Annotated in this window: 13 protein-coding genes; 6 read left to right on the top strand and 7 right to left on the bottom strand. The window is 65.3% G+C overall.

Annotated features, from left to right (window positions below; translation table 11 throughout):
• Positions 1-23: 23 nt before the first annotated feature.
• The 3 genes from glnH (at position 24) to glnQ (ending at position 2,301) form a co-directional block, all read left to right on the top strand.
• On the top strand, positions 24-776 hold the full coding sequence (gene glnH / locus AXYL_RS16720) for a glutamine ABC transporter substrate-binding protein GlnH (RefSeq protein ID WP_013394003.1): 753 nt from the start codon (positions 24-26) through the stop codon (positions 774-776).
• Positions 777-919: 143 nt separating this feature from the next.
• Complete coding sequence (glnP, locus tag AXYL_RS16715; RefSeq protein ID WP_041653760.1) at positions 920-1,576, top strand: glutamine ABC transporter permease GlnP; 657 nt, start codon at positions 920-922, stop codon at positions 1,574-1,576.
• Positions 1,573-2,301: a glutamine ABC transporter ATP-binding protein GlnQ gene (glnQ, locus tag AXYL_RS16710; RefSeq protein WP_013394001.1), complete on the top strand. Its 729-nt coding sequence runs from the start codon at positions 1,573-1,575 to the stop codon at positions 2,299-2,301. Before glnP ends, glnQ begins: the two co-directional genes overlap by 4 nt.
• Positions 2,302-2,348: 47 nt before the next feature.
• On the opposite strand, the gene AXYL_RS16705 is transcribed toward glnQ, so the two are convergent.
• The 5 genes from AXYL_RS16705 to AXYL_RS16685 all read right to left on the bottom strand — a co-directional run bounded on the left by AXYL_RS16705 (position 2,349) and on the right by AXYL_RS16685 (position 7,266).
• Positions 2,349-4,643: a RelA/SpoT family protein gene (locus AXYL_RS16705; RefSeq protein ID WP_013394000.1), complete on the bottom strand. Its 2,295-nt coding sequence runs from the start codon at positions 4,641-4,643 to the stop codon at positions 2,349-2,351.
• 21 nt (positions 4,644-4,664) lie between these two features.
• Positions 4,665-4,868, bottom strand: coding sequence for a DNA-directed RNA polymerase subunit omega (rpoZ, locus tag AXYL_RS16700; RefSeq protein ID WP_006219679.1), 204 nt, complete (start codon positions 4,866-4,868; stop codon positions 4,665-4,667).
• A 44-nt stretch (positions 4,869-4,912) separates the two neighbouring features.
• Positions 4,913-5,545 (bottom strand): guanylate kinase, encoded by a 633-nt coding sequence (gmk, locus tag AXYL_RS16695; RefSeq protein WP_013393999.1) that lies wholly within the window; start codon positions 5,543-5,545, stop codon positions 4,913-4,915.
• Between the two features lie 102 nt (positions 5,546-5,647).
• On the bottom strand, positions 5,648-6,565 hold the full coding sequence (locus AXYL_RS16690) for a c-type cytochrome (RefSeq protein WP_013393998.1): 918 nt from the start codon (positions 6,563-6,565) through the stop codon (positions 5,648-5,650).
• Positions 6,562-7,266, bottom strand: coding sequence for a c-type cytochrome (locus tag AXYL_RS16685; RefSeq protein WP_013393997.1), 705 nt, complete (start codon positions 7,264-7,266; stop codon positions 6,562-6,564). Before AXYL_RS16685 ends, AXYL_RS16690 begins: the two co-directional genes overlap by 4 nt.
• A 344-nt stretch (positions 7,267-7,610) precedes the next feature.
• Here AXYL_RS16685 and AXYL_RS16680 point away from each other — a divergent pair, with 344 nt between their 5' ends.
• Positions 7,611-8,381 (top strand): SDR family oxidoreductase, encoded by a 771-nt coding sequence (locus AXYL_RS16680; RefSeq protein ID WP_013393996.1) that lies wholly within the window; start codon positions 7,611-7,613, stop codon positions 8,379-8,381.
• A 96-nt stretch (positions 8,382-8,477) separates the two neighbouring features.
• Here AXYL_RS16680 and AXYL_RS16675 read toward each other — a convergent pair whose 3' ends face one another.
• On the bottom strand, positions 8,478-9,077 hold the full coding sequence (locus AXYL_RS16675; protein ID WP_013393995.1) for a C40 family peptidase: 600 nt from the start codon (positions 9,075-9,077) through the stop codon (positions 8,478-8,480).
• Positions 9,078-9,389: 312 nt separating this feature from the next.
• Here AXYL_RS16675 and AXYL_RS16670 point away from each other — a divergent pair, with 312 nt between their 5' ends.
• Both AXYL_RS16670 and AXYL_RS16665 read left to right on the top strand, forming a co-directional pair.
• The gene (locus AXYL_RS16670) at positions 9,390-10,889 is read left to right on the top strand and encodes an AMP nucleosidase (protein ID WP_013393994.1); all 1,500 of its coding nucleotides are present in this window, start codon (positions 9,390-9,392) and stop codon (positions 10,887-10,889) included.
• A 207-nt stretch (positions 10,890-11,096) separates the two neighbouring features.
• Positions 11,097-12,584: an amino acid permease gene (locus AXYL_RS16665; protein ID WP_148260709.1), complete on the top strand. Its 1,488-nt coding sequence runs from the start codon at positions 11,097-11,099 to the stop codon at positions 12,582-12,584.
• A 74-nt stretch (positions 12,585-12,658) separates the two neighbouring features.
• Here AXYL_RS16665 and AXYL_RS16660 read toward each other — a convergent pair whose 3' ends face one another.
• Entirely contained in the window at positions 12,659-12,979 is a 321-nt protein-coding gene (locus AXYL_RS16660; RefSeq protein ID WP_013393992.1) for an addiction module antidote protein, read from the bottom strand.
• Position 12,980 lies beyond the last annotated feature (1 nt).

Here is a 12,980-nt window from a genome sequence, read left to right as displayed (position 1 = left end):
CTGGTCCCCAAGAGGAGAGTTTCATGATCAAACGCAAAGTCGCCGCCGCGCTGGTCGGCCTGTCCGTGGCCATGTTCGGCGCCGCCTCCGGCGCGCAGGCCCAAGGCAAGGAATTGGTGGTGGCCACCGATACCGCTTTCGTGCCGTTCGAGTTCAAGCAGGGTAATACCTATGTGGGCTTCGACGTGGATCTCTGGGCGGCCATCGCCAAGGAACTCAACCTCAAGTACAAGCTGCAGCCCATGGACTTCGCCGGCATCATCCCGGGCCTGCAGACCAAGAACATCGACGCGGCGCTGGCCGGCATCACGATCCGCGACGACCGCAAGAAGGTCATCGACTTCTCCGATCCTTATTACGAAAGCGGCCTGGCCATCCTGGTCGGCGAAAAGAACACCGACATCAAGGACGCCAAGTCCCTGGCCGGCAAGACCGTCGCGGTCAAGACCGGCACCGCCACCGTGGACTTCCTGAAGGCCCAGGTGCCGGACGCCAAGCTCAAGCTGTTCCCGAACATCGACAACGCCTATCTGGAACTGGCCACGGGCCGGGTGGACGCGGCGGTGCACGACACGCCCAATGTCCAGTACTACGCCAATACGGCGGGCAAGGGCCGCGTGAAGGTGGTGGGTTCGGTCAAGAGCGGCGACTTCTACGGCATAGCCTTTCCCAAGGGCAGCGATCTGGTGCCGCAGGTGAACAAGGCCCTGGCCACGCTGAAGGCCAACGGCCAGTACGACGCCATCTACACCAAGTGGTTCGGCAAGAAGCCCTGAGCATACGGGTTCGCTTTGCGTTCCGGGACCGCTCGGCAGCGGCCAGCGCCGGCTGATGCCGGCCGCTGCGCCGCAGTCCGGCGGGCGGTCCCGCGCCGCTCTCGCCGTGCCATGCCGCGGCGCCGCGCCATAGGGGGAATATCGTGGAGTTTGACTGGACTGTAATCAGGGACGCGCTACCCAATCTGCTCGAGGGTACGCTCATGACCATCAAGATCACGTTCTGGGGCTTGTTTGGCGGCTTCTTGCTGGGCGCGCTGTCAGGCGTGACGCGGGCCTATGGGCATCCCGTGCTGTCGGCCATCGCGCAGGTCTACGTCGCGGTCATCCGCGGCACGCCCATCGTGGTGCAGGTGATGTTCATCTATTTCGCCTTGCCCTTGCTGGCGAACATCCGGGTGGACGCGGAATGGGCGGCGATTGTCACGCTCATCATCAATTCCGGGGCCTATATCTCTGAAATCGTGCGCGGCGCACTGCTATCCGTGCACAAGGGCCTGAAGGAAGCGGGTCAAGCCATGGGGCTGCCGTTCCACAAGATCCTGTTGCACATCATCGGGCCGGTGGCGTTTCGCCGCATGATTCCGCCGCTGGGCAACCAATGCATCATCAGCCTCAAGGATTCGTCGCTGTTTATCGTGATCGGCGTGGCCGAGCTGACCCGCCAGGGCCAGGAAATCATGGCCAGCAATTTCCGCGCCGTCGAGATCTGGTCGGCGGTGGCGATCGTTTACCTGATCCTGACCGGCCTCATGGCGCTGGCCCTGCATCTGGTTGAAAGAAGGATGCGCATACTATGAGCATGGTCGAATTTCACAACGTCACCAAGAACTTCGGCGAGTCCATGGTGCTCAACGGGATTTCGCTGAACATCGACGCGGGCGAGGTCGTGGTGGTGGTTGGGCCGTCGGGCTCCGGCAAGTCCACCTTCCTGCGTTGCATCAACGTGCTTGAAACCATCAATGGCGGCGACCTGCTGGTCGATGGCCTGAGCGTGAACGGCGGGGCCGCGCAAGTGCGCGAGATCCGCCGTGAAGCGGGCATGGTGTTCCAGCAGTTCAACCTGTTCCCGCAGATGACCGCGCTGGAAAACGTCATGTTCGGCCCGGTGCATACGCGCGGCCAGAGCCGCGCCGAGGCGCGCGAACTGGCCGAGAGCCTGCTGGCCAAGGTTGGCCTGGCCGAGCGCATGAACCACTATCCGTCGGAGCTGTCCGGCGGCCAGCAGCAGCGCGTGGCGATTGCGCGGGCGCTGGCCATCAAGCCCAAGCTGATGCTGTTCGACGAGCCCACGTCGGCGCTGGATCCGGAGCTGCGCCACGAAGTCCTCAAGGTCATGCGCGACCTGGCCGAGGAGGGCATGACCATGGTGGTGGTCACGCATGAGATGGAGTTCGCGCGCAAGGTGGGCAGCCGTTTGATCTTCATTGATGCCGGCAAGATCGCCCATGATGGGCCCCCGGGCGAATTGCTGAGCAATCCGCCCAGCCAGCGGCTCAAGGATTTCCTGCAGCACGTGACCTGATTGCGGCGTGCAGGGCGGGGTTCAGCCCTGCACATCCGCTTTGCACCTCAGCCTTTCACGCGCACGATCTTCTGCACCTGCGGCACATGGCGGATGGCGCGGATGACCTGCGCCAGGTGCTTGCGGCTGTCGACCTGGATGGTCAGATGCAGCGACACCGTGGCGACTGCGTCGTCGTGCATGGTGACGTGCACGATGTTGGCGTCGGCCGCCGTGACTTCCGCGGCCAGCCGTCCCAGCACGCCGCGCTCGTTGCGCGTGACGATGTCCAGCCGCGTGGCCAGGTGCTTGGCAGTGTGGGCGTCCCAGGCGACATTGATCCAGCGTTCCGGCTCGCGCAGGCGCTGGCGCATCGCCACCGGGCAGTCGGCGGTATGCACCACCAGTCCGTGTCCCATGCGCATGCCGGCGATGATGGGGTCGCCGGGCAGGGGGCCGCAGCAAGGCGCCAATTGCACGGCCTGGCCTTCATTGCCCTGGATCAGGATGGGGGCGCTGCGCGCCGAGGTAAGCTCGTCCACCGCCGCGGCCGTGGTCGCCACCAGTTGATGCTCGGGCGCGAAACGGCGCGCCACCACGGCAGCCAGGCGCTTGCCCAGGCCGATGTCGGCCAGGATTTCCTCGCGCGAGCTGGCGCCGGTGCTGCGCGCCAGCTTCTGCCAGGCCGGGTCGTCGGTGGCGGGCAGAGGCATGTGCAGTTCTTGCAGCGCCTGGCCCAGCAGGCGTTCGCCAAAGGCCACGGACTCTTCGTACTTGACCGTGCGCAGGTAGTGGCGGATTTCGGAGCGCGCCCGTCCGGTACGGACGTAGTTGAGCCATTGCGCGTTTGGACGCGAGGCCGGCGAGGTGACGATTTCCACGGTGTCGCCGCTGTTCATCTCGGTGCGCAGGGGCACGAATTCGCCATTGACCTTGGCGGCCACCGCCTGGTTGCCGATGTCGGTGTGGATCGCGTAGGCGAAGTCCACTGGCGTGGCGCCGCGGGGCAGCGAGATGATCTTGCCGCGCGGCGTGAACACGTAGACGGCGTCGGGGAACAGGTCGACCTTGACGTGCTCCAGGAATTCCCCGGAGTCGCCGGTCTGGCTCTGGATGTCCAGCAGCGACTGCAGCCACTGGTGGGTGCGCTTCTGCAGGTCGTTCAGGGTCAGGTCCGCGCCCTTGTAGAGCCAGTGCGAGGCCACGCCTTCTTCCGCCACGTGATGCATGTCGCGCGTGCGGAACTGGAACTCCACGGGCGTGCCGTAGGGGCCGACCAGAGTCGTGTGCAAGGACTGGTAGCCGTTCACCTTGGGAATGGCGATGTAGTCCTTGAACTTGCCGGGCACGGGCCGGTAGAGCTGATGCAGCGTGCCCAGGGCCAGGTAGCACTCGGGCAGGGTGTGCACGATGACGCGAAAGCCGTAGATGTCCAGGACGTCGGAAAACGACTTCTTCTGGTCGACCATCTTGCGGTAGATGCCGTACAGCGTTTTTTCGCGGCCGGTGACTTCGGCCTCGATGCCGGCGGCGGGCAGCGAGGCCCGCACCGAATCGGCGATCTTGGTGATGACTTCGCGGCGGTTGCCGCGCGCGGCCAGCACGGCCTTGTACAGCACCTGGTAGCGGTTCGGGTACATGGCCGCGAAGCACAAATCCTGCAGTTCGCGGAACAGCAGGTTCAGGCCCAGGCGGTGCGCGATGGGCGCGTAGATGTCTAGGGTTTCGCGCGCGATGCGGCGGCGCTTTTCCGGATTGACCGCGTCCAGCGTGCGCATATTGTGCAGGCGGTCGGCCAGCTTGATGAGGATGACGCGCACGTCGCGCGCCATCGCCAGCAGCATCTTGCGGAAGCTCTCGGCCTGTTGTTCGGCCTTGGTGGCGAAGTCCAGGCGGTCCAGCTTGGACAGGCCGTCGACCAGTTCGGCGACTTCAGGGCCGAATTTCTCGGCGAGCTCGTGCTTGGCGATGCCCTGGTCTTCCATCACATCGTGCAGCAGGGCGGCGGACAACGCGTTGACGTCGAGCTTCCAGCCTGCGCAGATTTCCGTGACGGCGATGGGATGAGAGATGTAGGGCGAGCCGCTGGCGCGGAACTGGCCCAGGTGAGCCTGGTCCGCGAAGCGATAGGCTTCGCGCACGCGCTCTACGTCTTTCTTGTCGAGATAGCTGCCGATGATTTCGGTCAGCGGCGCCAGCGAGGCGACCGGCGAGGCGGTCGCGTCCGCCGCTTCTTGCGCGGCGACGGACGGTGGCGTGGGGGGAGTCTTGTCTTTCTTGCCCGTGCGGCGCCCGAGACGGGAGCCGGCACGCAGTGCGGCAAGCAGACCTGATGAAGCGTACTTCAGCCCGGGAAAAGCCATGCTTGCCGCCCCCGGAAACGATCAGGTGGGTACTTTACGCAGCATTTCCACGCCGGTGAGGCCGCCCGCGATTTCGCGCAGGGCAGTGACCGTGGGCTTGTCTTTGCTGTCCAGGCGCGGGGCATGGCCTTGCGCCAACTCGCGGGCGCGGTAGGTCGCGGCCAGCGTGAGCTTGAAACGATTGGGGATTTGATTCAGACAGTCTTCGACGGTAATGCGAGCCATTAGGACACCTGGTGCTGATGGAGGATAGGGAGAATGCGTTCGGCTCAGTGCTCGGCCGGGATGCCAAGTTGCGAGAACAACTGGCTGTGGCGGGCGGCCTGAGACGAAAAGCGCAGCCGCGCGGCGCTAACTATTTGAGTCAGTTCCGACAAGGCCACGCTAAATTCTTGATTAATAATAACATATTCGCATTCAGGCGCGTGGGCGATTTCGCCGCCCGCGGCCATCAGGCGGCGCGCGATCACCTGGGGCGCATCCTGGCCGCGCGCCTTGAGCCGGCTTTCGAGTTCATCGATGGACGGCGGCAGCACGAACACGCCGATCGCGCCGGGAAAGCGCTGCTTCACCTGGCGCGCGCCTTGCCAGTCGATTTCCAGCAGCACGTCGCGGCCGGCGCGGGTGGCTTCGTCGATGCGGTCTCGCGGCGTGCCGTAGAAATTGCCGTGCACTTCGGCCCATTCCAGCAGATTGTTGCCTTCGCGCAGGAGCTTGAACTCGTCCGCCGACACGAAGCGGTATTCGCGGCCGTCTTCCTCGCCGGGGCGGGGCGCGCGGGTGGTGCAGGAAATGGAGAGCAGGATGGAGGGGTCTTGCTGGAGCAAGGCCTTGACCAGGCTGGACTTGCCGGCGCCGCTGGGCGCGACGACCATGAAGACGTTTCCGGGATTGGCGGACATGAATGTGGCGGGCGTGTGATGCTGAGACACGAAGAATAACAAATCACGCGGCCGGGCAGGGGGTAACCCGCAAGCCTGCCGCGTGATTTGCGCCTTCCGGATTCAGCCGCCAGCCTTGGCGGCGGCCTGGGTCAGCTTGCCTCCGGCTGGTGAGGAGTCGCTGCCCAGCAGGTGGCCGTTGACCTCGATGCCGTACAGCGAGTCGTCGGAGTCGTGGTACTTGGCCCGGGTCGCGGCGACCGAGCCGGTGTAGCGCGGATCCTGCGGGCGTTCATGCGCGTTCATGAAGTAGGCGACGTCCCAGGCTTCCTGGTCGCTCAGCATGCCGGCCTGCCCGAGCGGCATATTGGCCTTGATGAAGCCGGCGGCATTGCCGATCTGGTGCATGCCCGCGCCCCAGTTGAACGAGTCCGCGCCCCACAGGGCGGGGAATACCCAATGCTTGCCGTTCTTCTGACCCCCGCCCTCGGCGCCGTGGCAGACGGCGCAATACTGCGCGTAGACCTCGCTGCCGCGCACGTAGTCCGCTTTCTGGGCGGGCGGCGGCAACTTGCGGTAGCCCTGGCCTTCCAGCACCACGCCGGTGGGCGCCTTGCTGGCCAGCCAGAACATATAGGTCTGCAGCGCGGTCAGCGTGGGATCGTCGGCGGCTGGCGCCTTGCCGTTCATGCTGAAGCGGAAACATCCTTGCAGGCGTTCGGCCAAGGTGTTGACGTGGCCATTCTTGGCGCGATACGCCGGGTACAGCACATAGGCCGCCCACATCGGGGCGGAATCGGCGCGGCGGCCGGCATCCAGGTGACAACTGGCGCAGTTCAGGTCGTTGCCGACGAACTTGCCGGCCTTCTGCGGCGTATGCAGGAAGATCTGCTCGCCTTCGCGTACGGCTTTGCCGAAATCGTTGTCGGGGATGGACGCGGCGGACGGCGGCGTGAAGGATGGGCGGGGTTCGGCCGCAAAAGTGGCGGCGGATGCGAACAGACAGGCGGCGGACAGCAGGCGCAGGCTGGTGGCGGTCATTGCTGGGCTCCCGCAGCGGTGTTGGCTTGCGCGGCAAGCTGGTCGGCGGCCTTGGGCAGGCCTGCGTAGTAAGCGGACACGGCGTCGATCTCGGCACTGGAGAGGCGGGTGGCCACGGCAGGCATCAGGCCCAGCGGACCCGGCGGGCGCTGGCCTTGTTGCCAGGCGCGCAGTTGGCCCGCAATGTAGGCGGCGGGCTGGCCCGCAAGCGCGGGGAAATTCGCGCCGACGCCGATGCCGCCCGGCCCGTGGCACTGATTACAGGCCGGCACGTTCTTATCCCAGGCGCCGCGGGTGGCCAGCCAGGCGCCGGTGTCGGCCGGCTTGACCGGATGCATGGCGGTGGCGGCGAGCTTGTCGGTATCCAACGTGGACGGCAGCGAAGCGTAGTACTGCGACAAGGCCTTGCGCTGCGCCGGGTCCAGCGCCTTGGCGGTGGCGGCCATGACGGGGCTGATACGCGAACCGTTGGCCATGGCTTCGAGCTGTTCTTCCAGGTAGGCGCTACCCATGCCGGCCAGCTGCGGAAAACCGGCGGCCGGATTGCCTTCGCCACGGGCGCCATGGCAGGTAATACAGGCGGGCGCGCCATTCGCGCCCTGGGTGCTGATCTGCTTGCCGTCAGGCGCGCCCTGGGCTGCGGCCGAGGCGGTGTAGAGCGCGCCGAGGACGAGTGCGCCAGTCAGGGACCTTGGGGTCATGGATGCTGCTCCATAGGTATCTTTGGATTTTTGGTAATAAGCTAATTTCTAGGAATTATATAAAAACTTGTGACGGATCAACACGGGATTATCGGTTCGGTGGCATGCGCTGCGCGCGTTTCCGCGGTGGGATATGCCTGAAGAAAAGCCGCGTGCGCAGGCAACCGCGAGGTGCGGGCGCTTGCGGAAAATCGCCTCGTCTCCCGCTTTCCGGCAAGCTGCCGTGCCGCGTAATTTTTGCTTGCGTGTGACGGCTGCGTAAGTGTCACGGCTGGAACCTTCGCTTGCAGCATCGCCAGAACGATTCGGGTAGCATTCCGCCGATCGATAACAAGGAGAATCCGATGCAAGCGAACGAGATCGAACACCCGCGCGTAGCGCTGGTCACCGGCGCCGGTACCGGTATAGGCCGCGCGGTGGCGCTGGAATTCCTGGCGCAAGGTTATCGGGTCGTGCTGGCCGGCCGCCGCCGCGAACCGTTGGAAGCGACTCGCACCGCGGCGGGCGAGGATGGCGTGCGGGCGCTGGTGGTGCCCACGGATGTGTCGGACGAGCAGGCCGTGCGCGAGCTCTTCGACGCGGCGCAACGCGAATACGGCCGGCTGGACGTGCTGTTCAACAATGCCGGGCGCGGCGCGCCGGCGATGCCGATCGAGGAGCTGCCCGTCGCTGTCTGGCGCGAGGTGGTCGACACCAACCTGACTGGCATGTTCCTGTGCGCGCAGGCCGCCATCCGCGTGATGAAGGCACAGAATCCTCGCGGCGGGCGCATCATCAACAACGGTTCGATCTCGGCGCACGCGCCGCGTCCGTTCTCCATCGCCTACACCGCCACCAAGCATGCGGTGACCGGGCTGACCAAGTCGATTTCGCTGGATTGCCGGCCCTACAACATCGCTTGCGGCCAGATCGACATCGGCAACGCCGCCACCGATATGACCGAACGCATGGCCGCAGGCATCCTGCAGGCCGATGGCAGCACCAAGGTGGAACCGCGCATGGACGTGGCGCACGTGGCGCAAGCGGTTGCCGCCATGGCGCGCCTGCCGCTGGAAGCCAATGTGCAATTCATGACCATCATGGCGACCAACATGCCCTTCGTGGGCCGGGGCTGAAACGCGTTCAGCCTGCGGCGGCGCGTCCATCGAGGACTGGCCGCGGCAGGCTGTGGTGCCGCCCCTATGGCGCGCCGCAAGCGCGCTTTTTTTTCGTCAGGGCGCGGAGGCCTGGGCCAGCATCTGGCCCGGTTGCATATCCAGGTAGCGCCGGGCGCCGACGTAGCGCTTGGTCCAGTACGGATTCTTCATTTCATCCACACGCACCTTGGTGCCGCGGCGCGGGGCGTGGACAAACTTGTTTTGGCCGATATAGATGCCGACGTGCGAGGTCACGCCGCGGCCGCGCGTGGCGAAGAACACCAGGTCGCCAGGGCGCAGCTCCTGCTTGCCAGCGACGGATTCGCCGGCGGTGCGCTGGGCGCGGGCCGTGCGGGGCAGTTCCAGGCCGGCGATTTCGCGGAAGACGTACAGGACCAGTCCGCTGCAATCGAAACCTTCAGCATCGTCGCCGCCCCAGCTATAGGGGGTGCCGATGGCCTCCAGGCCGGCTTGCACGACGCGGTCGCGCAGGGTGGGGACGGTGGGTTCCTGCGCCAGGCGCAGGCCGGTGAGCGAGGGGCGGGCCTGCTCGGGGCGGATGGACGCCTGGGCGGCGTCGGGGATCCAGGAGAGGGTCAGGGCGATGATGGGCGCTGACAGGAATACGGGAATGCGCAGTTGGGCAATTCGGGCTTTTCGCGTGGGCGGCGTCATTACGTCACTTCAAGAATCGGAGTGGGCGGCATGGCTTTGCCTGGACAGGCAAGCCGGCGGAAAGGGGGGGCAACACCGGGACGCAAAACCCCGGATTGCCACATGATTGTAATGGAATAATGTTTCATTACATTTGTAGTGCAATGCAGCATTCTTGTCGGCAGACGTTACGGCGCCGCGCCGCTTCGGCAGGCCTGAATATGACACTTCATCTTGCGCTGGCTCGGGCATAATCGGCGGCATCGGCCCTGCGGCACAGCAAGCCGGCGGTGGCCGCTGAAACAGATAAGGTGAGAAGCGGAGTAAAGCTCGATGATGAACGCAGTGCACCCTTTGTCTTCCATGAGCCGGCCCGAGGCCTTGCCCTTCGAGCCATACCAGGATGCGGTGGCGGCGGTGGAGCGCCTGATTGAAATCTATGCGCGCAACACCGCTTTCTTGCGCGCCGCTTTCCGCGAAGTGCTGAAAGGTTCGACCAACGGCCGTGAGCGCGCCCGCGCCTACTACCCAGCCATCCGCATCGTGGTGGAAACCTACGACCCGATCGACACGCGGCTGTCCTACGGCCACGTGGCCGAGCCAGGCATTTACCAGACCACCATCACCCAGCCCGCGCTGTTCCGCGACTACCTGATAGAGCAGGTGGGCCAGTTGCTGCAGAATCACCGCGTGGCGGTGGAAGTCGGCGAGTCCGATTCGCCCATCCCGCTGCATTTCGCTTTCCCTGAGGGCGCCTATGTCGAAGGCGAGCACCTGGAGGCGCTCAAGCGGCCCCTGCGCGACCTGTTCGATGTGCCGGACCTGGCGGTGACGGACGATGCCATCGTCAACGGTTCCTGGCGCGGCAAGGAGGGCGAGCCCAAGCCGTTGGCGCCTTTCACGGCCCAGCGCGTGGACTATTCGCTGCACCGCCTGCAGCACTACACCTCGACCGCGCCGGCGCACTTCCAGAATTTCGTGCTGTTCACCAACTACCAGTTCTACGTGGACGAGTTCTGCGCCCGCGCCCGCGCGCTCATGGCCAGCGGCAACGAAGACTATGAAATGCTGGTGGAACCGGGCAACCGCATCACGCGCCGCGGCGAAAGCGGCCCGGGTGACGAGGACCAGGCGGTCCGCCTGCCGCAGATGCCGGCGTATCACCTGGTGCGCGGCGACCATTCCGGCATCACGCTGGTGAACATCGGCGTGGGTCCGTCCAACGCCAAGACCATTACCGACCATATCGCCGTGCTGCGTCCGCACGCCTGGCTGATGCTGGGCCATTGCGCCGGCCTGCGCGATTCGCAGCGCCTGGGCGACTACGTGCTGGCGCACGGCTATGTGCGCGAGGATCACGTGCTGGACGCCGACCTGCCCACCTGGGTGCCGGTGCCTGCGCTGGCCGAGGTGCAGGTGGCGCTGGAACAGGCGGTCGAAGAAGTGGCGGGGCTGTCGGGCTGGGACTTGAAGCGCATCATGCGCACGGGCACGGTCGCCACCATCGACAATCGCAACTGGGAGCTGCGCGACCATCTGGAGCTGGTGGAGCGTTTTGCCCAGTCCCGCGCCATCGCGCTGGATATGGAATCCGCCACTATCGCGGCCAACGGCTTCCGCTTCCGGGTGCCTTACGGCACCTTGCTGTGCGTGTCGGACAAGCCTTTGCATGGCGAGTTGAAGCTGCCCGGCATGGCCAGCGCCTTCTATCGCCGGCAGGTGAACCAGCACCTGGAAATCGGCATCCGCGCGCTGGAGCGACTGCGCGACATGCCGCCGGAACGCCTGCATTCGCGCAAGCTGCGCACCTTCATGGAAACGGCGTTTCAATAGCCTGATTGATCCGTCCCCGAGGCCCCGCGATTTCACCGGATGGGGCCTCTTGCGCTATCCTCGCCGGTTGCTTGGAAATCCCCAGGCACCCGGGCGCGTGGCGCGGGTGCCTTCATGACCTGAAGGAAATGCATTTTGGCACCATCGGAACACGATGAACGTCGCTCAGGCGGCACGCGCACAGCGGAGGCGGAACGGCCTTCCGAGCTGCGCCGCACGCTGTCCGCGCGCCACCTGACCATGATCGCGGTAGGCGGGTCGATCGGCACCGGGCTGTTCGTGGCCTCGGGCGCGACCATCGCCAAGGCCGGCCCCGGCGGCGCGCTGCTGGGCTATGTGCTGATCGGCATCATGGTCTATTTCCTGATGACCAGCCTGGGCGAACTGGCCGCCGCCATGCCGGTTTCGGGATCCTTCTCCACTTACGGCGCGCGCTACGTCGAGGATGGCTTCGGCTTCGCCCTGGGCTGGAACTATTGGTACAACTGGGCGGTGACCGTGGCGGTGGACTTGGTGGCGGCGCAGCTCGTCATGGCCTACTGGTTTCCGGACGTGCCAGGCTTCTACTGGAGCGCCTTGTTCCTGGCTATCACCTTCGGCCTGAACGCCATGTCGGCGCGCGGCTTCGGCGAGGCGGAGTTCTGGTTCGCGTTGATCAAGGTGGTCGCCGTGCTGGCGTTCGTGGCCATGGGCGTGATGATGCTGCTGGGCATCATCCGCGGCGGGGAGACCGGCGGCCTGGCCAATTGGACGGTGGGCGACGCGCCTTTCTCGGGCGGCTTCGCGGCGCTGATCGGCGTGGCGATGGTGGTGGGCTTTTCGTTCCAGGGCACCGAGCTGATCGGCATCGCCGCGGGCGAATCCAAGGATCCTGCGCGCAACCTGCCGCGCGCGGTGCGCCAGGTATTCTGGCGCATCCTGCTGTTCTACGTGGCGGCCATCCTGGTCATCGGCCTGCTGATTCCGTATACCGATCCGCATCTGCTGCGCAACGAGGTCGAGGACATCAGCGTCAGCCCCTTCGCCCTGATCTTCGAACGCGCCGGTCTGCTGGGAGCGGCTTCGGTCATGAACGCGGTGGTGTTGACGTCGGTCTTGTCGGCGGGCAACTCCGGCATGTATGCCGCCACGCGCATGCTCTACAGCCTGGCGCGCGACGGCAAGGCGCCGCGCATTTTCGGCCGCATTTCGCGCAACGGCGTGCCCCTGTGGGCGCTGCTGGCGACCACGGCCGTGGCGGCGCTGTGCTTCTTTACCTTCATCTTCAGCCCCAACGCGGTCTACATCTGGTTGCTGAACACGTCAGGCATGACGGGCTTCATCGCTTGGCTGGGCATCGCCATCAGCCACTACCGGTTCCGCCGCGGCTACGTCAAGCAGGGCCACAACCTGGCCGATCTGCCCTATGTGTCGCCGTTCTTTCCGTTCGGGCCGATCTTCGCCTTTGTGCTGTGCCTGATCATTACCCTGGGACAGAACTATCAGGCGTTCCTGCAGGACAAGATCGATTGGGGCGGCGTGGTCGCGACCTATATCGGGATTCCGTTGTTCCTGCTGATCTGGGCCGGCTACCGGCTGGCGCGCGGCTCGCGCTTCGTGAACTACCGTGACATGAAGTTCCCCGATGCGCGGGCGCGCAGCGCGTATCTGGATTCAGCGCTGCGGGGGGAGCCTGCGGCGGGTGAGGCGCGCTGAGAGGCTGGCGAGTAAGGGGGCGGCATGAGTGCTGCCTCCTTGCGGGCTGCGGTAACGCAACCTGCACAAGTCTCTCAAGTGTGTGCAATCTTCGCGTGTAGTTTGAGTCTCAAGGCACGGATCACTTTCATGATGGTGCTGAACTCCGGGTTGCCTTTGGCGGACAGCGCCTGATACAGCCCTTCGCGGGATAGACCCGTCTCGCGGGCAAGCTGGCTCATGCCGCGCGCGCGGGCGATGTCGCCCAAGGCCGCTCGGATCAGGCTGCCATCGCCTGGGTCTTCCGCCAGGCAAGCTTCGAAATACAGTACGGCATCTTCATCGGTCTTGAGGGTGTCAGCGGCATCCCATCGGCTGAATCCTGCGGGGATGTCGGCGTTGAGATGTTCGCTCATG

Source organism: Achromobacter xylosoxidans A8 (assembly GCF_000165835.1).
GTDB classification, from domain to species: domain Bacteria; phylum Pseudomonadota; class Gammaproteobacteria; order Burkholderiales; family Burkholderiaceae_B; genus Achromobacter; species Achromobacter xylosoxidans_B.
Note: the sequence above shows the minus strand (reverse complement) of the source record. Positions and strands in the feature narration are given on the sequence as shown.